We start from the raw sequence: 20,312 nt of genomic DNA on the forward strand, positions 1-20,312 counted from the left end.
ACCTTTTCAAGGAATAGCATGAAAAAGATTGATGCGATTATTAAACCCTTCAAGCTGGACGATGTCCGCGAAGCACTGGCTGAAGTCGGCATTACCGGCATGACGGTCACCGAGGTGAAAGGTTTTGGCCGCCAGAAAGGCCATACCGAGTTGTATCGCGGCGCGGAGTATATGGTGGATTTTCTGCCGAAGGTGAAAATTGAGATTGTCGTACCGGACGACATTGTCGATACCTGTGTCGATACCATTATTCGCACGGCGCAAACCGGCAAGATCGGTGACGGTAAAATCTTCGTCTTTGACGTGGCACGGGTCATTCGTATCCGTACCGGTGAAGAGGACGACGCGGCAATTTAAACCGCGTCAGGGTTGCCGGATGTTTCCATCCGGCAATATCAAATCACAGCACCTTATGCGGGCCAAAGCATTCGTAATGAATGTTTTCCTGCTTCACGCCCAGATCCACTAACTGTTTCGCGGCAAACTGCATGAAGCCCACCGGACCGCAGAGATAGAACTGCATGGCCGGATCGCTGAACGCACCTTCCAGTTTGCTCAAATCCATCAGACCTTCGCTATCAAACTGACCTTTAGCGCGATCGGCTTCGCTCGGCTGACGATACCAGGTGTGCGCGGTAAAGCGCGGCAGTGACTGCCCCAGTTCCTTAACTTCATCAGCAAAGGCGTGAACATCGCCATTTTCTGCCGCATGGAACCAGTTCACTTGTGCTGTGTGGCCTGCTTTTGCCAGTGTGTCGAGCATTGCCAGCATTGGCGTCTGGCCGACACCAGCAGAGATTAACGTCACCGGCGTGTCATCGGCCACAGCCATAAAGAAATCACCTGCCGGAGCGACCAGTTTCACGACATCGCCAACATTGGCGTGATTGTGCAGCCAGTTGGATACCTGCCCACCCTCTTCGCGTTTCACCGCAATACGATAGCCTTTGCCATCCGGTTTGCGAGTTAAAGAGTACTGACGAATTTCCTGATGCGGGAAACCTTCCGGCTTCAGCCAGACGCCGAGATATTGCCCCGGACGGTATTCTGCCACTGCGCCACCGTCGACTGGTTCCAGTTCGAAGCTGGTGATAAGCGCACTGCGCGGCGTTTTAGCCACAATGCGGAAATCGCGAGTACCTTCCCAGCCACCGGTTTTGCTGGCGTTTTCGTTATAGATTTCTGCCTCGCGATTGATAAATACATTTGCCAGCACGCCATAGGCTTTCCCCCACGCGTCCAGCACTTCCTGACCCGGGCTGAACATTTCGTCCAGCGTCGCCAACAGGTGTTCACCAACGATGTTGTACTGTTCCGGTTTGATCTGGAAACTGGTGTGTTTCTGTGCGATTTTTTCTACCGCTGGCAGCAGCGCAGGCAGGTTTTCAATATTACTGGCGTAGGCGGCAATGGCGTTAAACAGGGCTTCACGTTGATCGCCATTACGCTGGTTACTCATGTTAAAAATTTCTTTGAGTTCTGGGTTATGAGTAAACATACGGTCGTAGAAATGGGCGGTTAACTTTGGCCCCGTTTCCACCAGTAAAGGGATGGTGGCTTTTACTGTAGCGATGGTTTGAGCGTCAAGCATATGGTCTTCCTTTTTTTGCATCTTAATTGATGTATTTCAAATGCATCTTATAAAAAATAGCCCTGCAATGTAAATGGTTCTTTGGTGTTTTTCATCAAGAATGTGATGAAGTGAAAAATTTGCATCACAAACCTGAAAAGAAATCCGTTTCCGGTTGCAAGCTCTTTATTCTCCAAAGCCTTGCGCAGCCTGAAGGTAATCGTTTGCGTAAATTCCTTTGTCAAGACCTGTTATCGCAGAATGATTCGGTTATACTGTTCGCCGTTGTCCATCAGGACCGCCTATAAAGGCCAAAAATTTTATTGTTAGCTGAGTCAGGAGATGCGGATGTTAAAGCGTGAAATGAACATTGCCGATTATGATGCCGAACTGTGGCAGGCTATGGAGCAGGAAAAAGTACGTCAGGAAGAGCACATCGAACTGATCGCCTCCGAAAACTACACCAGCCCGCGCGTAATGCAGGCGCAGGGGTCTCAGCTGACCAATAAATATGCTGAAGGTTATCCGGGCAAACGCTACTACGGCGGTTGCGAGTATGTTGATATCGTCGAACAACTGGCGATCGATCGTGCGAAAGAACTGTTCGGCGCTGACTACGCTAACGTCCAGCCGCACTCCGGCTCCCAGGCTAACTTTGCGGTCTACACCGCGCTGCTGGAACCAGGTGATACCGTTCTGGGGATGAACCTGGCGCATGGCGGTCACCTGACTCACGGTTCTCCGGTTAACTTCTCCGGTAAACTGTACAACATCGTTCCTTACGGTATCGATGCTACCGGTCATATCGACTACGCCGATCTGGAAAAACAAGCCAAAGAACACAAACCGAAAATGATTATCGGTGGCTTCTCTGCATATTCCGGTGTGGTTGACTGGGCGAAAATGCGTGAAATCGCTGACAGCATCGGTGCTTACCTGTTCGTTGATATGGCGCACGTTGCGGGCCTGGTTGCTGCTGGCGTCTACCCGAACCCGGTTCCTCATGCTCACGTTGTTACTACTACCACTCACAAAACCCTGGCGGGTCCGCGCGGCGGTCTGATCCTGGCGAAAGGTGGTAGCGAAGAGCTGTACAAAAAACTGAACTCTGCCGTTTTCCCTGGTGGTCAGGGCGGTCCGTTGATGCACGTAATCGCCGGTAAAGCGGTTGCTCTGAAAGAAGCGATGGAGCCAGAGTTTAAAATTTACCAGCAGCAGGTCGCGAAAAACGCCAAAGCGATGGTAGAAGTGTTCCTGGAGCGTGGTTACAAAGTGGTTTCCGGCGGTACTGATAACCACCTGTTCCTGGTTGATCTGGTTGATAAAAACCTGACCGGTAAAGAAGCAGACGCCGCTCTGGGCCGTGCTAACATCACCGTCAACAAAAACAGCGTACCGAACGATCCGAAGAGCCCGTTTGTGACTTCCGGTATTCGCGTGGGTACTCCGGCGATTACGCGTCGCGGCTTCAAAGAAGCCGAAGCGAAAGAACTGGCTGGCTGGATGTGTGACGTGCTGGACAGCATCAATGATGAAGCGGTTATCGAGCGCATCAAAGGTAAAGTTCTCGACATCTGCGCACGCTACCCGGTTTACGCATAAGCGAAACGGTTAATCTGTTGAAAAAAGGCTTCCTCCGGGAAGCCTTTTTACCTTATCGCGCCATCAAATCTGGCGTAACTGTGCTTCAACATACAAATAGCCTATCCCCAGCACCTGTTGTGCGCGGCTTAATTGCCCAAAGCCAATTTGCGTCGCTTTCACGCTCGGCCCTTCATCGCGGTCGAACGGGTTAAATCCCGTCTGGCGAATTATGGTATTAAGCCAGTTCTCACCAAAGGCACAACTGCGACCGTACAACCAAATCTGATTAATATTGAGGATGTTGAGGAAGTTATACAGACTCAAACCAATGGCGTTGGCACTGCGGTCAACCCAACTGGTGATCCATGGTTCTCCACTCTGCCAGGCAGCGATTAATTGCGCGGTAGTCAGTTTTTCAGGATCAAGCTGAGTATTGCCAGGTTGTGATTTTAGCCATACCCGCGCCTGCTTTTTTAATGCGCTTAACGAGGCGACGGTTTCCAGGCAGCCGTAACGTCCGCAGTCGCAGGCGACGCCATCCGGATTAACGATGGTGTGACCAATCTGTCCGCTGCCATATAAACAGCCGCGATAAATTTGCTCATTAATCACGAACGACGAGCCAATGCCGTAATCAACATTGATCACGCAGAAATCCCGTTCCTGCGAATTATTTTGCCATTTCTCCGCCAGCGCCAGCATTACGCAGTCATTATCGACCATCACCCGAATGCCCAGCTTCTCTTCCAGCAGATACTTCACCTCAACTGGCGTTGTCCACGGCGCTTGCGGCATGGTTTGCGACACGCCGGTCACCGGATCAACCTGACCGTGGATTGCCAGCGCCAGGTTGATGGTACGGTTCGGCCACAATTTACGGTGGCGATGCCAGCATTTTTCGATTTCGGACAGCAGCGCCTGCGGTGTCGGTGCATCAATCTGTAAATACTCAAATTCACCTTTCGGACTTAAACAAGCATTAGCAACCTGACACTCAATACTGGTGGGCGTCACGTTCAGACACAGCGTCCAGTCACCTTCCGGCGCAATCAGCCATGTACCGCTACTATGCCCGCGCGTCTGGCTTTCATCATCGATATTAACCACCCGTTTTTCGCTTTCCAGCTCCTGCAAAATATTACTGACCGCCGGAATCGAAATTTGCGCCAGCCGGGCCAGCGTTGATTTATTGGCGCGCTTTTGCCGGTACAGCAGTTCCAGAATCACGCATTTGTTATGGTGGCGGATCTGTTGATTGTTAATACAGGCTCTCATCTTCACTAAACCTTGTTTAGTTAATTGCGTGATTATTCCGCGAAAACATTGCCAGATTGTTCAATACACTGCCACAAATCTTTTAATTCAGTATGTCTTGTTAATATTGAGGGCACCATGACTCCAGTAAAAGTGTGGCAAGAGCGCGTTGAGATCCCGACCTATGAAACCGGGCCGCAGGATATACATCCCATGTTCCTGGAAAATCGCGTTTATCAGGGATCGTCCGGCGCAGTTTATCCCTACGGCGTGACGGATACGCTGAGCGAGCAGAGAATCCTGAAATCCTGGCAGGCGGTGTGGCTGGAAAACGACTACATCAAAGTGATGATCCTGCCGGAGCTGGGCGGTCGGGTGCATCGCGCGTGGGATAAAGTGAAACAGCGCGATTTTGTCTATCACAATGAAGTCATTAAACCGGCGCTGGTCGGGCTGCTGGGGCCGTGGATCTCCGGCGGGATTGAGTTTAACTGGCCGCAACACCATCGCCCGACCACCTTTATGCCCGTCGATTTCACCATTGAAGCCCATGAAGACGGTGCACAGACCGTGTGGGTTGGTGAGACGGAGCCGATGCACGGTCTACAGGTGATGACAGGCTTCACGCTGCGCCCTGACCGTGCCGCACTGGAGATTGCCAGCCGCGTCTATAACGGCAACGCCACGCCGCGTCATTTTTTATGGTGGGCCAACCCGGCAGTGAAAGGTGGGGAAGGGCATCAGAGCGTTTTTCCGCCCGATGTGACTGCGGTGTTTGATCACGGCAAACGCGCAGTTTCCGCTTTCCCCATCGCCACCGGCACCTATTACAAAGTGGACTACTCCGCCGGCGTGGACATTTCTCGCTATAAAAATGTGCCTGTTCCAACCTCATATATGGCCGAAAAATCGCAGTACGATTTTGTCGGCGCGTGGTGTCACGATGAAGATGGCGGTTTGCTGCACGTTGCCAACCACCATATTGCGCCAGGTAAAAAACAGTGGAGTTGGGGACACAGTGAATTTGGCCAGGCGTGGGATAAGAGTCTGACCGACAATAACGGCCCGTATATCGAGCTGATGACCGGCATTTTTGCTGATAACCAGCCCGATTTTACCTGGCTTGATGCTTACGAAGAGAAGCGTTTCGAGCAGTATTTCCTGCCTTACCATTCTCTGGGCATGGTGCAAAACGCCTCCCGCGATGCGGTGATTAAATTACAGCGTAGCGAGCGGGGGATTGAGTGGGGGCTGTATGCCATCTCTCCGTTGAACGGATACCGCCTGGCGATCCGCGAAATCGGCAAATGCAACGCGTTGCTCGATGATGCCGTGGCCCTGACACCAGCGACCGCCATCCAGGGCGTGTTGCACGGTATCAATCCTGACAGACTAACCATTGAACTCTCCGATGCCGACGGCAATATTGTACTGAGTTATCAGGAACATCAGCCGCAGGAGTTGCCGTTGCCGGACGTCGCCAAAGCGCCACTGGCAGCACAAGACATTGCCAGTACAGATGAAGCCTGGTTTATCGGTCAGCATCTGGAGCAATATCATCACGCTAGTCGTTCACCGTTCGATTACTACCTGCGCGGCGTGGCGCTGGACCCGCTGGATTATCGCTGTAACCTGGCGCTGGCGATGCTGGAATATAACCGCGCAGATTTCCCGCAAGCGGTGGCTTATGCCAGTCAGGCGCTGAAACGCGCACATGCGCTGAACAAAAACCCGCAGTGCGGACAGGCGAGTTTGATTCGCGCCAGTGCGTATGAGCGTCAGGGGCAATATCAACAAGCTGAAGAGGATTTCTGGCGTGCGGTCTGGAGCGGCAACAGTAAAGCAGGCGGCTATTATGGTCTGGCACGGCTGGCGGCGCGTAATGATAACTTCGACGCTGGTCTGGATTTTTGCCAACAAAGTCTGCGCGCCTGCCCAACCAATCAGCAAGTGCTGTGCCTGCATAATCTGCTGCTGGTGTTAAGCGGTCGTCAGGACAACGCGCGTTTGCAGCGCGAGAAACTGCTGCGCGATTATCCGCTGAACGCCACCCTGTGGTGGCTGAACTGGTTCGATGGTCGTACCGAGTCAGCCCTCACGCAGTGGCGTGGTCTGTGTCAGGGGCGTGACGTTAACGCCCTGATGACCGCCGGGCAACTGATTAACTGGGGAATGCCCGCCCTGGCGGCAGAGATGCTGAATGCACTGGACTGCCAGCGAACGCTGCCGCTTTATCTGCAAGCCAGTTTGTTGCCGAAAGCTGAGCGCGGCGAATTGATTGCGAAAGCTATTGACGTGTTCCCGCAGTTTGTTCGTTTCCCGAATACGCTGGAAGAATTCGCGGCACTGGAGAGTATTGAAGAGTGCTGGTTCGCCCGTCATTTACTGGCCTGTTTCCATTACAACAAGCGCAGTTATGGCAAAGCGATAGCGTTATGGCAACGTTGTGTAGAGATGACGCCGGAGTTTGCCGATGGCTGGCGCGGGTTGGCGATCCATGCGTGGAATAAGCAGCATGATTATGAACTGGCTGCCCGTTATCTTGATAATGCTTATCAACTTGCGCCGCAGGATGCACGTCTGCTTTTCGAACGGGATTTGCTGGATAAGTTAACCGGAGCTGCACCGGAGAAACGACTGGCGCGTCTGGAAAATAATCTGGCAATTGCCCTGAAACGCGACGACATGACCGCAGAACTGCTCAATTTGTGGCATCTCACCGGTCAGGCAAACAAAGCGGCAGATATTCTCGCCACGCGCAAATTCCACCCGTGGGAAGGCGGAGAAGGGAAGGTCACCAGCCAGTTTATCCTCAATCAGTTGTTACGCGCCTGGGAGCACCTTGATGCCAGACAGCCGCAGCAGGCCGGCAAACTGCTTCATGCCGCGCTGCATTACCCGGAGAATTTGAGCGAAGGCCGTTTACCGGGGCAGACTGATAATGACATCTGGTTCTGGCAGGCAGTATGCGCCAAAGCGCAGGGTGATGACGCTGAGGCGACGCGTTGTTTACGCCTGGCGGCGACCGGCGATCGCACCATTAACATTCACAGTTATTACAACGATCAGCCAGTTGATTATCTCTTCTGGCAAGGGATGGCGCTGCGACTGCTGGGCGAACAACAAACCGCACAACAACTGTTCACTGAAATGAAACAGTGGGCACAAGAGATGGCGAAAACCAGTATCGAAGCGGATTTCTTTGCCGTCTCGCAACCCGACTTGTTGTCGCTGTATGGCGATTTACAACAGCAGCATAAAGAAAAATGCCTGATGGTGGCGATGCTGGCGGCAGCGGGATTAGGGGAGATTGCGCAATATGAATCTGCTCGCGCTGAATTGACGGCGATTAATCCGGCCTGGCCAAAAGCCGCATTATTCACCACCGTGATGCCTTTTATTTTTAACTACGTTCACTAAACCCTATTAACTGTAATCTTTGAGCGGCACGCGCTGCCGCTCATCACTAAATAATTAGAATAAGCCGTTGTTAATAAAAACCCTACAGGAGGCACTATGCCTAAAAAAAGCAGAATAACCCGTAATCTATTATTAATGGCTACGCTATTAGGTAGCGCACTATTTGCCAAGGCTGCGGAAAAAGAAATGACCATTGGCGCAATATATCTTGATACTCAGGGATATTATGCTGGTGTGCGTCAGGGTGTTCAGGATGCGGCAAAAGATTCCTCAGTACAGGTTCAGTTAATAGAAACTAATGCGCAGGGCGATATTTCGAAAGAAAGTACTTTTGTTGATACGCTCGTGGCGCGTAATGTCGATGCCATTATTTTATCTGCTGTTTCTGAAAATGGCAGCAGCCGCACCGTTCGTCGCGCCAGTGAAGCGGGTATTCCGGTGATTTGCTACAACACCTGTATTAATCAGAAGGGCGTCGATAAATATGTCTCGGCGTATCTGGTCGGCGATCCGCTAGAATTTGGTAAAAAACTGGGTAACGCTGCTGCCGATTATTTTATTGCCAACAAAATTGCTCAACCGAAAATTGCCGTTATCAATTGCGAAGCCTTTGAAGTTTGTGTGCAGCGTCGAAAAGGATTTGAAGAAATATTAAAAGCTCGCGTTCCCGGTGCGCAAATTGTCGCTAATCAGGAAGGGACTGTTTTAGATAAAGCGATTTCCGTTGGTGAAAAACTGATTATCTCCACGCCGGATCTCAACGCCATTATGGGGGAATCTGGCGGTGCGACACTCGGCGCGGTAAAAGCGGTACGCAATCAAAATCAGGCCGGAAAAATTGCTGTTTTCGGTTCGGATATGACGACTGAAATTGCTCAGGAACTGGAAAACAACCAGGTGCTGAAAGCGGTGGTGGATATTTCCGGTAAGAAAATGGGCAATGCTGTTTTTGCGCAAACATTGAAGGTTATCAATAAACAAGCCGACGGTGACAAAGTGATTCAGGTGCCTATCGATCTCTATACCAAAACGGAAGACGGTAAACAGTGGCTGGCAACGCACGTTGATGGTCTGCCCTAATAGCTGATTCGCAGAGGTTCCTATGTTCACGGCAACAGAGGCAGTCCCGGTAGCAAAAGTGGTGGCAGGAAATAAGCGTTACCCCGGCGTCGTTGCGTTGGATAACGTTAACTTCACGCTCAATAAAGGCGAAGTTCGCGCGTTGTTAGGTAAAAACGGCGCGGGCAAATCGACCCTCATTCGAATGCTTACCGGCAGCGAACGTCCGGACAGCGGTGATATCTGGATTGGCGAGACGCGACTGGAAGGTGACGAAGCTACGCTGACTCGCCGTGCCGCTGAACTGGGGGTACGTGCGGTTTATCAGGAATTAAGTCTGGTGGAAGGGCTGACGGTGGCGGAAAACCTCTGCCTCGGTCAATGGCCCCGTCGCAACGGCATGATTGATTACCCGCAAATGGTGCAGGATGCCCAACGTTGCTTACAGGCGCTGGGTGTTGATGTTAGCCCTGAACAACTTGTTTCAACGCTAAGCCCGGCGCAAAAGCAACTGGTGGAAATTGCGCGGGTGATGAAGGGCGAGCCGCGCGTGGTCATTCTTGATGAACCCACCAGTTCGCTTGCCAGTGCGGAAGTTGAACTGGTGATCAGCGCAGTGAAAAAGATGTCGGCACTTGGCGTAGCGGTGATTTATGTCAGCCACCGGATGGAAGAAATCCGCCGTATCGCTTCCTGTGCCACCGTCATGCGCGATGGTCAGGTGGCGGGTGATGTGATGCTCGAAAATACCTCCACGCGTCATATTGTGTCGCTGATGCTCGGGCGCGATCACGTTGATATTGCGCCGGTTGTCGCTCAGAACATTGCAGATCAGGCCGTGCTGGAAGTCCGCGCGTTACGCCACAGACCCAAACTTACGGAGATCAGTTTTTCCCTGCGTCGTGGCGAAGTGCTTGGTATTGCTGGCCTGCTGGGTGCAGGGCGTAGTGAATTGCTGAAAGCGATTGTTGGGCTGGAAGCGTATGAGCAGGGTGAGATTGTTATCAACGGCGAGAAAATCGCCCGCCCCGATTACGGCGACATGCTGAAACGCGGGATTGGTTATACCCCAGAAAATCGCAAAGAAGCGGGGATCATTCCCTGGCTGGGCGTTGACGAAAATACAGTGCTGACCAATCGGCAAAAAATCAGCGCCAACGGCGTGCTGCAATGGTCCACCATCCGCCGCCTGACCGAAGAGGTGATGCAGCGGATGACGGTCAAGGCCGCCAGTAGCGAAACGCCTATTGGCACGCTTTCTGGCGGCAATCAGCAAAAAGTGGTGATCGGTCGTTGGGTCTATGCCGCCAGCCAGATTTTGTTGCTCGACGAGCCAACGCGCGGCGTCGATATCGAAGCCAAGCAGCAGATTTACCGTATTGTCCGCGAGCTGGCTGCCGAAGGAAAAAGCGTGGTGTTTATCTCCAGTGAAGTGGAGGAGTTGCCGCTGGTGTGCGACCGCATCCTGTTATTACAGCATGGTACGTTCTCGCAGGAGTTTCACTCGCCGGTCAATGTGGACGAGCTGATGTCCGCCATTCTGTCTGTGCACTGATGAATTTTACCGAGGAACCTGAAGATGTCTGCTTCGTCATTACCATTGCCGCAGGGCAAGAGCGTCTCGCTCAAACAATTTGTCAGTCGCCATATTAATGAGATCGGTTTGCTGGTGGTGATTGCCATTCTTTATCTGGTCTTCTCCCTGAACGCGCCTGGCTTTATCTCATTGAATAACCAAATGAACGTGCTGCGTGATGCCGCCACCATTGGGATCGCCGCCTGGGCGATGACGCTGATTATTATCTCCGGTGAAATTGATGTCAGTGTTGGGCCAATGGTGGCTTTTGTCTCGGTGTGCCTGGCATTTTTGCTGCAATTTGAGGTTCCGCTGGCGGTGGCGTGTCTACTGGTGTTGCTGTTAGGCGCGCTGATGGGAACGCTCGCCGGGGTGCTGCGCGGTGTGTTTAACGTACCAAGTTTCGTTGCCACGCTGGGGCTGTGGAGCGCCCTGCGCGGAATGGGCTTGTTTATGACGAACGCCCTGCCAGTGCCGATTGACGAAAACGAGGTGCTGGACTGGCTGGGCGGGCAATTTCTCGGCGTACCGGTATCCGCGCTGATCATGATGGTGTTGTTTGCGCTGTTTGTGTTCATTAGCCGCAAAACCGCTTTTGGGCGTTCGGTGTTTGCTGTTGGCGGTAATGCCACGGCAGCGCAGTTGTGCGGTATTAACGTTCGTCGGGTGCGCATTCTTATCTTTACTCTTTCGGGAGTATTAGCAGCAGTCACCGGGATTTTGCTGGCGGCTCGCCTCGGTTCCGGTAACGCAGGTGCCGCAAACGGGCTGGAGTTTGATGTCATTGCTGCGGTCGTGGTCGGCGGTACGGCGCTTTCCGGCGGTCGTGGCTCGCTGTTCGGTACGTTGCTTGGCGTACTGGTGATTACGCTAATCGGTAACGGTCTGGTGTTGCTCGGGATTAACTCCTTTTTCCAGCAGGTGGTGCGCGGCGTCATCATCGTGGTGGCGGTGCTGGCGAATATCTTGCTGACCCAGCGAAGCACTAAAGCGAAACGCTAAACCTTAACGCCCCTGGCGCGGGTGCGGCAGGGATGAAAATTAATCGTATTGTTAATGAGGGACTTATGAAAACGATGCTGGCAGCTTATTTACCAGGAAATTCGACCGTTGATCTGCGGGAAGTTGCGGTGCCGACGCCGGGGATTAACCAGGTACTGATCAAAATGAAATCCTCCGGAATTTGCGGAAGCGATGTCCACTATATCTACCACCAGCACCGCGCCACGGCGGCGGCACCCGATAAACCGTTATACCAGGGATTTATCAACGGTCATGAACCGTGCGGGCAGATTGTAGCGATGGGGCAAGGCTGCCGCCATTTTAAAGAGGGCGATCGCGTGCTGGTGTATCACATTTCTGGCTGTGGTTTTTGCCCGAACTGCCGTCGCGGTTTTCCTATCTCTTGTACTGGCGAAGGAAAAGCCGCTTACGGCTGGCAACGCGACGGTGGTCATGCCGAATATCTGTTGGCGGAAGAAAAAGACCTTATTCTCCTGCCGGATGCGCTGAGCTACGAAGATGGTGCGTTTATCAGTTGCGGCGTTGGCACGGCGTATGAAGGGATTTTGCGCGGCGAAGTCTCCGGCAGCGATAACGTGCTGGTGGTCGGTCTGGGGCCGGTCGGGATGATGGCGATGATGCTGGCGAAAGGTCGCGGTGCGAAACGGATCATCGGCGTTGATATGCTGCCGGAACGTCTGGCGATGGCGAAACAGTTAGGCGTGATGGATCACGGTTATTTAGCAACCACCGAAGGTCTGCCGCAGATAATCGCCGAACTCACCCACGGCGGCGCAGATGTTGCGCTCGATTGTTCCGGTAATGCCGCAGGGCGCTTGCTGGCATTGCAATCCACCGCCGACTGGGGGCGCGTGGTTTACATCGGAGAAACCGGAAAAGTGGAGTTCGAGGTCAGCGCCGATCTGATGCATCATCAACGGCGGATTATTGGCTCCTGGGTGACCAGTTTATTCCATATGGAAAAATGCGCCCACGATTTGACCGACTGGAAACTGTGGCCGCGTAACGCCATTACCCACCGCTTCTCACTGGAACAGGCCGGTGATGCTTATGCGCTGATGGCAAGCGGCAAATGCGGCAAAGTCGTGATTAACTTCCCGGATTAAGGAGTTAGCGAATGACCATCTATACCTTATCTCACGGGGCGCTAAAGCTGGACGTTTCTGACCAGGGAGGTGTCATAGAAGGTTTCTGGCGCGATACGACGCCACTGCTACGTCCCGGTAAAAAAAGCGGTGTGGCAACTGATGCCTCTTGTTTTCCGCTGGTGCCGTTTGCAAACCGGGTGAGCGGCAATCGTTTTGTCTGGCAGGGGCGTGAGTATCAACTGCAACCGAATGTTGAATGGGATGCGCACTATCTGCACGGCGACGGCTGGCTGGGGCAGTGGCAATGTGTCTCGCGCAGCGAAGATAGCTTGTGTCTGGTGTATGAACATCGCAGCGGTATTTATCACTATCGGGCAAGTCAGGCGTTTCATTTGACGGCGGATACGCTGACGGTCACGCTCTCTGTCACCAATCAAGGGGCAGAATCGTTGCCGTTTGGTACGGGCTGGCATCCTTATTTTCCGTTGTCGCCGCAAACGCGGATTCAGGCACAGGCGAGCGGTTATTGGCTGGAGCGAGAACAGTGGCTGGCGGGCGAGTTTTGCGCGCAGTTACCGCCTGAGCTGGACTTCAACCAGTTCGCGCCGCTGCCGCGCCAGTGGGTGAATAATGGTTTTGCCGGCTGGAATGGTCAGGCACGCATTGAGCAGCCGCAGGGGGGTTATGCCATCACTATGGAAACGACGCCGCCCGCACCGTGCTATTTCATCTTTGTCTCCGACCCCGCGTTTGATAAAGGATATGCGTTTGATTTCTTCTGTCTGGAACCGATGAGCCATGCGCCGGATGACCATCATCGCCCGGAAGGTGGTGACCTCATTGCACTTGCGCCGGGGGAGTCAACAACCTCAGAGATGTCGTTGCGGGTTGAGTTGCTGTAATTTATAGAATGCCGGATGCGGGTAATTTCAATTTTGTAGCAATCGGTGCACCATGCCTGATGCGACGCTTATCGCGTCTTATCAGGCCTTGTATTCGCCGCATCCGGCATCTTTCCTAACGTCGATCGAGAGAAATTGCCCCCGGCCCGGTAATTGCCAGCAGCAGGAATGCGCCAGCAATACTGACATTCTTCCAGAAATTAATCATATTTGGCCCGACCGCATCCCCGGTCATATCCCAGTAATGGTGACCAATCACCGCTGTACCCAGCGTGTAGAAAATAAACAGCACCGCCAGCGGACGGGTGAAAAAGCCAAGCACGATTAATATCGCAGCGGGCACTTCCATAACTACCGCAATAATGGCTGCCAGCATCGGCATAGGTGCACCCAGCGAGGCCATATATTGTACCGTACCGTCAAAGCCCATCATTTTGGGAAAACCAAAAATAATGAAAATTAAGATGACGGCAATACGAGCAATTAATAACAACACGGGGCGGGCTGCGCCAAAATCAAAATAACGTAGTGTGTTCATAACCAATCCCTTTGCAAGATAATGTGATTTAAACGTAATACACACACTCGCACCTCGCCACGCCTCAGCAGATGAGAAATTTGGTAATTATCCAGGTCAACATCCAGCACATTTTCTGTAGGTGATATTTTGTTAGTGGTATTAACGATAATTTTTTCCAGAATGGTGTACTGGAAGTGGCCCTGATTTTCTTATTTTTCAACTTGCAACAACATTCGATTAACTTCAGACTAACGCCTCCTGACGGGAGGGACTCATGGTTTTGCAATCCACGCGCTGGCTGGCGCTCGGTTATTTCACATACTTTTTTAGCTACGGTATTTTTCTACCTTTCTGGAGCGTCTGGCTTAAGGGGATTGGCTTAACGCCAGAAACTATCGGCCTGTTGTTGGGGGCAGGGCTGGTTGCCCGTTTTCTCGGCAGTTTGATAATTGCGCCCCGCGTCAGCGATCCTTCTCGCCTGATTTCTGCACTTCGTGTACTGGCGTTGTTGACACTGCTGTTCGCCATCGCCTTCTGGGCTGGCGCGCATGTGGCATGGCTGATGCTTGTGATGGTCGGTTTTAACCTCTTTTTCTCACCGCTGGTGCCGTTAACTGACGCGCTGGCGAATACCTGGCAAAAGCAGTTCCCGCTTGATTACGGCAAAGTGCGACTTTGGGGCTCAGTGGCGTTTGTCATTGGTTCGGCGCTGACGGGCAAACTGGTCAGCGTGTTTGATTATCGGGTGATCCTCGCGCTGTTGACGTTGGGCGTGGCATCCATGCTACTTGGTTTTCTGATTCGCCCGACCATTCAACCGCAGGGGGAGAGCCGCCAGCAGGAGAGCACGGGGTGGCCGGCCTGGCTGGCGCTGGTTCGCCAGAACTGGCGCTTTCTGGCCTGCGTTTGTCTATTGCAGGGGGCGCACGCGGCATATTACGGTTTTAGCGCCATATACTGGCAGGCGGCGGGTTACTCGGCTTCGGCGGTGGGCTATTTATGGTCGCTTGGTGTAGTGGCGGAAGTCATTATCTTTGCGCTGAGTAACAAACTTTTCCGTCGCTGTAGCGCCCGCGATATGTTGCTGATCTCGGCGATTTGCGGGGTAGTACGTTGGGGCATTATGGGGGCAACCACTGAGCTACCGTGGTTGATAGTGGTGCAAATTCTGCATTGCGGCACCTTTACCGTGTGCCACCTGGCCGCCATGCGCTACATTGCTGCTCGTCAGGGAAGCGAGGTTATCCGTTTACAGGCGGTTTATTCTGCCGTCGCGATGGGCGGCAGTATCGCTATCATGACCGTCTTCGCCGGTTTCCTGTATCAATATCTCGGACATGGCGTGTTTTGGGTGATGGCGCTGGTGGCGCTTCCGGCAATGTTTTTGCGCCCGAAAGTGGTTCCCTCATGCTGACTATTCCAGCATTTTACGGATCTGCTCCTGTTGGTGTGCGGTCAGGAGCTGATTCGTATGAATCAGCGGCGGCGAAAAGAGCGGTAAAGGGATGGTATAAGGTGTAATAATCAGCACCGTGTTTCTCGGGGCGCCATTTCGTAAAAATGTCTTCACCGATATATGTTTAATATTGAGTGGCAATAGTGTAAGTTCGCGCAATTGCTGCTCAATATTCGCTTCTCTTTCACTGTCATTGCCCGTCAGCAAAATAATCTTTTTTTCGTTAATTTCATTTGCTTGCATCAGCCATGCGCCGAAAATCACCGCCACCAGGCCACTTTCCTCATCAGAAAAACGGACATTGTATTCACTTTCAAACCCGGCCAGCGCCGCGCGAGTTGTACGAACCAGGCGTGGGTAAAGTCGGCTGAACTCTTCTGGCAAGGTGTTATCAATACCGATGGTAAACAAACTGCGGCGTAATGCCTGAGCGAGATGAGTATAAAGCTGATCGCATAACCCCTGTTCATCATAGAAACGAACATTTCCCTGCTCACGAAAACGTTGTACCAAACGAACAATGGCCAGACGTAATTGCCGATCGCGCTGATGAGCATCCTGCAGCGGATTGGGAACTTGCAACATGGAAAAGAGCAACGCCATAAACAAAGGCTCATCTGGTGGTACAGGCTGGCGTGCCCGCCGTTGCCAGTGGCGACCAATTTCCTGTGCTACCTGAAACTCAAGACAGGACTCAGCCCATCGACGTTGCAGCGGGTTAAATTGTGGCGAGATCCCGGCATGATGTTGTAGCAGGCAATATTGCAGATACAGGCACAGAAAATGAACATCACGTGCTTCAAAGCATTTTTGCAACCGTCGTGCACAGAGATTAACTAAAGCTTGCAGGTTGGTATCGTCGTAAAAGTTGCGAGCAATCCCCCGGCGCTTCAGTTCTTCCTTTAAGGCTGGGATGAAACGGCTGGTGATGAATGATGGACATAAACGGAAACCGCGTCGTAGCCAGTGAAATAAACATAAACGTTGGTTAAGTACTGTACCTTCAACCCGGTAGCTACCGTCATAACCAGTAGTGAGCGTGAGCTGGTGATAGCGGAGGATTTCCCGTCCTGTTTCGCTGATATCGCGAACCGCAATATTATCATCCACACCATTAAGCTCGCTGAGAGTGGCCGTGGTGGCGGTCAACCCCGGCTGAAATAGTGTCAGCAAGATCTGGCAGCGGCGCTGGGGAGCAGAAAGGACAGATGGTGGAGCAAGTGTAGACATCATCTGTAGATCTCCCATAAGCATAATTGATAAGAATAGCTAAAGTTTGCTTAGGGAAATGGGGAATGGAATGCTAATTATCAGAAATGCTGGCAGACATCACAGAATTTTTATCGATATAAACGGATATGACCAGTTTAATACCATGTCTTAATGTGATTTATTGCTGTTTTATTCTTAGGGGGAATTCCCGGGATTCAACGCACTGAGGATAAAATCCACCATCTGCTCACGATAAACATCACCATGACGATCGGAAAAGGCATCAATGTGTTCGCCGTCAGGGATCAGAATCAGGCGTTTTGGCTCTTTCGCCAGAGCATATAACTTTTCACTGTGCTGCCACGGGATAACGTGATCGGCTTTACCGTGAATCAGTAAAAGCGGGATCGGGCTGACGCTGGCGATGTAATTTTCGCCGCTATAACTCTCATCAAGTAAGTAGCCACTGCCGGGGATCATCTGGTTGGCGATGGTCGCATAAGAGGCAAATGTGGAGTCGAGGATCACCGCACGTATGCCCTCACTACCTCCCTGACCAATAACATCAAGAATATTCGCCCCTCCAATACTCTGCCCGAACAGCACCAGCCGTTGTGGGTTTACATCACTGCGATGGCGCACCACGCTGATGGCGCTTAGCGTATCGTCCAGTAATCCAGCCTGGGACGGCGTGCCTTTTGATTTACCAAACCCGCGATAGTCAAACATAAAAACATTGAAATTGCGCTCGGGTAACCAACTGACCAACGGCCAGTGGGCGGACATGTTTCCGGCATTGCCGTGAGCATGAATGATGGTTGCGATGGCGTTGTCAGCGGAACCCGTCGAAGAGGGGATAAACCAGCCTTGCAGACGAGTACCGTCTTTAGCCGTAAATTCGACGGATTCTGCAGACCAGGGTTCGGGACCGTAAATTTTGTCGTCAGGGTAATAGAAGAAGTTGATGGCAACGCGCGGTACTAAATAAATACAGAAGGCAACAACAAAGAGGATAAACAGAATTTTGAGAACGCGTTTGTTCACTGGCAGTGCCATAACCTTTCCTTGCGACTTCTTTATAATCCATTAATCGGGGAAAGATGGTGGGAGAGCGGCGAAAGAAAGTAAAGCGGTGAGGAAGTATTTCGGAATAGCGCCTGAAAGGCGAGGGCGGGTGAGTGATATCACCCGCCAGAGTCATTAACGCTTCAGAGCGTCGCTTAACTCGTCACGCATATTTGACAGCATGGCTTTCACTACGCGTGGGTTACCGGCAACGATGTTACCGGTCAGCATGTAGTTATGACCACCGGTGAAATCGCTGACGATACCGCCTGCTTCACGAACCAGCAGTTCGCCTGCGGCGAAGTCCCACGGGCGCAGACCAATTTCGAAGAAACCGTCAACGCGACCAGCGGCTACGTAAGCCAGATCCAGCGCCGCAGAACCGGTACGACGGAAGTCAGCGCATTCGCTAAACAGTTTGCCAACGATATTGATGTAGGTGGTTGCGTACTGTTTCGCTTTGAAAGGGAAACCGGTCGCCAGAATAGTACCGTCGAGATCGCGAGCGGTGCTGCCGCGCAGACGATAGCCGTTTAACTGTGCGCCCTGACCGCGAGTCGCGGTGAACAGTTCGTTACGCATAGGATCGTAAACCACAGCAACTTCGGTGCGGCCTTTGATACGAACAGCGATAGATACCGCGAAGTGCGGCAGACGTTTGATAAAGTTGGTAGTGCCATCCAGTGGATCGATAACCCATTGAACATCCTGATCAGTACCTTCAAGTTCACCGCTTTCTTCGGTGATGATGGTGTGCTGCGGGTAAGATTTACGAATCGTGTCGATAATCACCGCTTCGGCAGCTTTATCTACGTTGGTCACGAAATCGTTGCTGCCTTTCTGGCTCGCTTCTACAGCGTCCGGGGTTTCATAGTTTTTGGCAATTAAATTACCCGCCTTGCGCGCTGCGCGCACGGCGATGTTCAGCATCGGATGCATCGGTCTCTCTCACTGGATGTTAAAGAACGGGAAAACGGCGCAGAGTATAGCAGCGAGATCGGCATCTGTCTTCGTTTTATGATAAGATGCGCGAATAATCTTTAGACGAAGAAAGACAATGCTGCAAAATATTCGAATTGTGCTGGTGGAGACGTCACACACCGGCAATATGGGTTCTGTTGCCCGTGCCATGAAAACAATGGGATTAACCAATCTGTGGTTGGTTAATCCACTGGTGAAACCTGACTCTCAGGCCATTGCGCTGGCGGCGGGAGCCAGCGATGTGATTGGTAATGCTCACATCGTCGATACGCTCGACGAAGCGTTAGCCGGTTGTAGCCTGGTGGTTGGCACCAGCGCACGTTCCCGCACGCTGCCGTGGCCGATGCTCGATCCGCGCGAATGTGGTCTGAAAAGCGTCGCTGAGGCGGCAAATACGCCGGTGGCGCTGGTTTTTGGTCGCGAGCGTGTCGGCTTGACCAATGAAGAGTTGCAGAAATGCCATTATCATGTCGCGATTGCCGCAAACCCGGAATACAGCTCGCTGAACCTGGCGATGGCGGTTCAGGTTATTGCGTATGAAGTGCGCATGGCCTGGCTGGCGACTCAGGAAAACGGCGAGCAGGTTGAGCATGAAGAGACACCGTATCCGCTGGTCGATGATCTTGAGCGTTTTTACGGTCATCTGGAGCAAACGCTGCTGGCAACCGGCTTTATTCGTGAAAACCATCCGGGACAGGTGATGAATAAATTGCGCCGTCTGTTTACCCGTGCGCGCCCGGAAAGTCAGGAGTTGAATATCCTGCGCGGGATTCTGGCTTCTATTGAGCAGCAGAATAAAGGTAACAAGGCGGAATAATAGTGATTGCTGATGCGACACTTAACGCGTCTTATCAGGCCTGGAAGTGTACAGAACCCCAGGTCGGATAAGGCGTTCACGCCGCATCCGATAACTGGTACAAACGCCACGATAAAAAATGGCACTGAAGGTTAAATACCTGACTAAATCAGTCAAGTAAATAGTTGACCAAATTACTCGGGAATGTCAGACTTGACCCTGCTATGCAATACCCCCACTTTTACAATAAAAAACCCCGGGCAGGGGCGAGTTTGAGGTGAAGTAAGACATGAGACTGACATCTAAAGGGCGCTATGCCGTGACCGCAATGCTGGACGTTGCGCTCAACTCCGAAGCAGGCCCGGTACCGTTGGCTGATATTTCCGAACGTCAGGGAATTTCCCTTTCCTATCTGGAACAACTGTTTTCCCGTCTGCGTAAAAATGGTCTGGTTTCCAGCGTACGTGGACCAGGCGGTGGTTATCTGTTAGGCAAAGATGCCAGCAGCATCGCCGTTGGCGAAGTGATTAGCGCCGTTGATGAATCTGTAGATGCTACCCGTTGTCAGGGTAAAGGCGGCTGCCAGGGCGGCGATAAATGCCTGACCCACGCGCTGTGGCGTGATTTGAGCGACCGTCTCACCGGTTTTCTCAACAACATTACTTTAGGCGAACTGGTTAATAACCAGGAAGTGCTGGATGTGTCTGGTCGTCAGCATACTCACGACGCGCCACGCAGTCGCACACAAGACGCGATCGACGTTAAGTTACGCGCATAAAAGATAAAAAGTATTCAGAATCAGGCCG

Annotated in this window: 17 protein-coding genes; 11 read left to right on the forward strand and 6 right to left on the reverse strand. The window is 52.2% G+C overall.

What is annotated here, in order from left to right:
• Positions 1-18: 18 nt before the first annotated feature.
• Positions 19-357: a nitrogen regulatory protein P-II gene (gene glnB, locus HEM79_RS12505; RefSeq protein ID WP_000717694.1), complete on the forward strand. Its 339-nt coding sequence runs from the start codon at positions 19-21 to the stop codon at positions 355-357.
• A gap of 43 nt (positions 358-400) precedes the next feature.
• Here glnB and hmpA read toward each other — a convergent pair whose 3' ends face one another.
• Positions 401-1,591: an NO-inducible flavohemoprotein gene (gene hmpA / locus HEM79_RS12510; protein WP_176241432.1), complete on the reverse strand. Its 1,191-nt coding sequence runs from the start codon at positions 1,589-1,591 to the stop codon at positions 401-403.
• 327 nt (positions 1,592-1,918) lie between these two features.
• On the opposite strand from hmpA, the gene glyA reads away from it, so the two are divergent.
• The gene (gene glyA / locus HEM79_RS12515) at positions 1,919-3,172 is read left to right on the forward strand and encodes a serine hydroxymethyltransferase (RefSeq protein ID WP_000919151.1); all 1,254 of its coding nucleotides are present in this window, start codon (positions 1,919-1,921) and stop codon (positions 3,170-3,172) included.
• Between the two features lie 63 nt (positions 3,173-3,235).
• Here glyA and HEM79_RS12520 read toward each other — a convergent pair whose 3' ends face one another.
• The gene (locus tag HEM79_RS12520; protein WP_176241431.1) at positions 3,236-4,429 is read right to left on the reverse strand and encodes an ROK family protein; all 1,194 of its coding nucleotides are present in this window, start codon (positions 4,427-4,429) and stop codon (positions 3,236-3,238) included.
• A gap of 117 nt (positions 4,430-4,546) precedes the next feature.
• Here HEM79_RS12520 and HEM79_RS12525 point away from each other — a divergent pair, with 117 nt between their 5' ends.
• The 6 genes from HEM79_RS12525 (at position 4,547) to HEM79_RS12550 (ending at position 13,476) form a co-directional block, all read left to right on the forward strand.
• The gene (locus HEM79_RS12525) at positions 4,547-7,828 is read left to right on the forward strand and encodes a tetratricopeptide repeat protein (RefSeq protein ID WP_176241430.1); all 3,282 of its coding nucleotides are present in this window, start codon (positions 4,547-4,549) and stop codon (positions 7,826-7,828) included.
• A 96-nt stretch (positions 7,829-7,924) separates the two neighbouring features.
• The gene (locus tag HEM79_RS12530; protein ID WP_176241429.1) at positions 7,925-8,908 is read left to right on the forward strand and encodes a substrate-binding domain-containing protein; all 984 of its coding nucleotides are present in this window, start codon (positions 7,925-7,927) and stop codon (positions 8,906-8,908) included.
• A 22-nt stretch (positions 8,909-8,930) separates the two neighbouring features.
• The gene (locus HEM79_RS12535) at positions 8,931-10,442 is read left to right on the forward strand and encodes a sugar ABC transporter ATP-binding protein (RefSeq protein ID WP_000493498.1); all 1,512 of its coding nucleotides are present in this window, start codon (positions 8,931-8,933) and stop codon (positions 10,440-10,442) included.
• Between the two features lie 24 nt (positions 10,443-10,466).
• On the forward strand, positions 10,467-11,465 hold the full coding sequence (locus HEM79_RS12540) for an ABC transporter permease (protein WP_001276673.1): 999 nt from the start codon (positions 10,467-10,469) through the stop codon (positions 11,463-11,465).
• A 32-nt stretch (positions 11,466-11,497) separates the two neighbouring features.
• Positions 11,498-12,592: a zinc-dependent alcohol dehydrogenase family protein gene (locus tag HEM79_RS12545; protein ID WP_176241428.1), complete on the forward strand. Its 1,095-nt coding sequence runs from the start codon at positions 11,498-11,500 to the stop codon at positions 12,590-12,592.
• A gap of 11 nt (positions 12,593-12,603) precedes the next feature.
• Positions 12,604-13,476, forward strand: a complete 873-nt coding sequence (locus HEM79_RS12550; protein ID WP_176241427.1) for an aldose 1-epimerase — start codon at positions 12,604-12,606, stop codon at positions 13,474-13,476.
• Between the two features lie 115 nt (positions 13,477-13,591).
• Here HEM79_RS12550 and HEM79_RS12555 read toward each other — a convergent pair whose 3' ends face one another.
• On the reverse strand, positions 13,592-14,014 hold the full coding sequence (locus tag HEM79_RS12555; protein WP_021551228.1) for a DoxX family protein: 423 nt from the start codon (positions 14,012-14,014) through the stop codon (positions 13,592-13,594).
• Positions 14,015-14,270: 256 nt separating this feature from the next.
• Here HEM79_RS12555 and HEM79_RS12560 point away from each other — a divergent pair, with 256 nt between their 5' ends.
• Positions 14,271-15,410: a 3-phenylpropionate MFS transporter gene (locus tag HEM79_RS12560; RefSeq protein ID WP_176241426.1), complete on the forward strand. Its 1,140-nt coding sequence runs from the start codon at positions 14,271-14,273 to the stop codon at positions 15,408-15,410.
• Here the strand turns inward: HEM79_RS12560 and csiE are convergent, their stop codons facing one another.
• The 3 genes from csiE to suhB form a co-directional block, all read right to left on the reverse strand.
• Positions 15,411-16,685, reverse strand: a complete 1,275-nt coding sequence (gene csiE / locus HEM79_RS12565) for a stationary phase inducible protein CsiE (protein ID WP_176241425.1) — start codon at positions 16,683-16,685, stop codon at positions 15,411-15,413.
• Positions 16,686-16,859: 174 nt separating this feature from the next.
• Positions 16,860-17,720, reverse strand: coding sequence for an alpha/beta hydrolase (locus tag HEM79_RS12570; protein WP_176241424.1), 861 nt, complete (start codon positions 17,718-17,720; stop codon positions 16,860-16,862).
• Positions 17,721-17,864: 144 nt separating this feature from the next.
• Entirely contained in the window at positions 17,865-18,668 is an 804-nt protein-coding gene (suhB, locus tag HEM79_RS12575; RefSeq protein ID WP_000553455.1) for an inositol-1-monophosphatase, read from the reverse strand.
• 118 nt (positions 18,669-18,786) lie between these two features.
• Between suhB and trmJ the strand changes: the two genes are divergently transcribed.
• A complete protein-coding gene (gene trmJ, locus HEM79_RS12580) occupies positions 18,787-19,527 on the forward strand; it encodes a tRNA (cytosine(32)/uridine(32)-2'-O)-methyltransferase TrmJ (protein ID WP_000940019.1) in 741 nt (246 codons plus the stop codon).
• Between the two features lie 268 nt (positions 19,528-19,795).
• Complete coding sequence (iscR, locus tag HEM79_RS12585; RefSeq protein WP_001241355.1) at positions 19,796-20,284, forward strand: Fe-S cluster assembly transcriptional regulator IscR; 489 nt, start codon at positions 19,796-19,798, stop codon at positions 20,282-20,284.
• Positions 20,285-20,312: the final 28 nt, after the last annotated feature.

Origin of the sequence: Escherichia sp. 93.0816 (genome assembly GCF_013368855.2) — a bacterium.
GTDB lineage: Bacteria > Pseudomonadota > Gammaproteobacteria > Enterobacterales > Enterobacteriaceae > Escherichia > Escherichia ruysiae.

What these genes read in the sequence shown, in the direction of transcription:
- HEM79_RS12550 (WP_176241427.1), top strand. Translation starts at nt 12,604, where the DNA reads ATGACCATCTATACCTTATCTCACGGGGCGCTAAAGCTGGACGTTTCT.
- glnB (WP_000717694.1), top strand. Translation starts at nt 19, where the DNA reads ATGAAAAAGATTGATGCGATTATTAAACCCTTCAAGCTGGACGATGTC.
- glyA (WP_000919151.1), top strand. Translation starts at nt 1,919, where the DNA reads ATGTTAAAGCGTGAAATGAACATTGCCGATTATGATGCCGAACTGTGG.
- hmpA (WP_176241432.1), bottom strand. Translation starts at nt 1,591, where the DNA reads ATGCTTGACGCTCAAACCATCGCTACAGTAAAAGCCACCATCCCTTTA.
- csiE (WP_176241425.1), bottom strand. Translation starts at nt 16,685, where the DNA reads ATGATGTCTACACTTGCTCCACCATCTGTCCTTTCTGCTCCCCAGCGC.
- iscR (WP_001241355.1), top strand. Translation starts at nt 19,796, where the DNA reads ATGAGACTGACATCTAAAGGGCGCTATGCCGTGACCGCAATGCTGGAC.
- HEM79_RS12560 (WP_176241426.1), top strand. Translation starts at nt 14,271, where the DNA reads ATGGTTTTGCAATCCACGCGCTGGCTGGCGCTCGGTTATTTCACATAC.
- suhB (WP_000553455.1), bottom strand. Translation starts at nt 18,668, where the DNA reads ATGCATCCGATGCTGAACATCGCCGTGCGCGCAGCGCGCAAGGCGGGT.
- HEM79_RS12570 (WP_176241424.1), bottom strand. Translation starts at nt 17,720, where the DNA reads ATGGCACTGCCAGTGAACAAACGCGTTCTCAAAATTCTGTTTATCCTC.
- HEM79_RS12535 (WP_000493498.1), top strand. Translation starts at nt 8,931, where the DNA reads ATGTTCACGGCAACAGAGGCAGTCCCGGTAGCAAAAGTGGTGGCAGGA.
- trmJ (WP_000940019.1), top strand. Translation starts at nt 18,787, where the DNA reads ATGCTGCAAAATATTCGAATTGTGCTGGTGGAGACGTCACACACCGGC.
- HEM79_RS12525 (WP_176241430.1), top strand. Translation starts at nt 4,547, where the DNA reads ATGACTCCAGTAAAAGTGTGGCAAGAGCGCGTTGAGATCCCGACCTAT.
- HEM79_RS12530 (WP_176241429.1), top strand. Translation starts at nt 7,925, where the DNA reads ATGCCTAAAAAAAGCAGAATAACCCGTAATCTATTATTAATGGCTACG.
- HEM79_RS12555 (WP_021551228.1), bottom strand. Translation starts at nt 14,014, where the DNA reads ATGAACACACTACGTTATTTTGATTTTGGCGCAGCCCGCCCCGTGTTG.
- HEM79_RS12520 (WP_176241431.1), bottom strand. Translation starts at nt 4,429, where the DNA reads ATGAGAGCCTGTATTAACAATCAACAGATCCGCCACCATAACAAATGC.
- HEM79_RS12545 (WP_176241428.1), top strand. Translation starts at nt 11,498, where the DNA reads ATGAAAATTAATCGTATTGTTAATGAGGGACTTATGAAAACGATGCTG.
- HEM79_RS12540 (WP_001276673.1), top strand. Translation starts at nt 10,467, where the DNA reads ATGTCTGCTTCGTCATTACCATTGCCGCAGGGCAAGAGCGTCTCGCTC.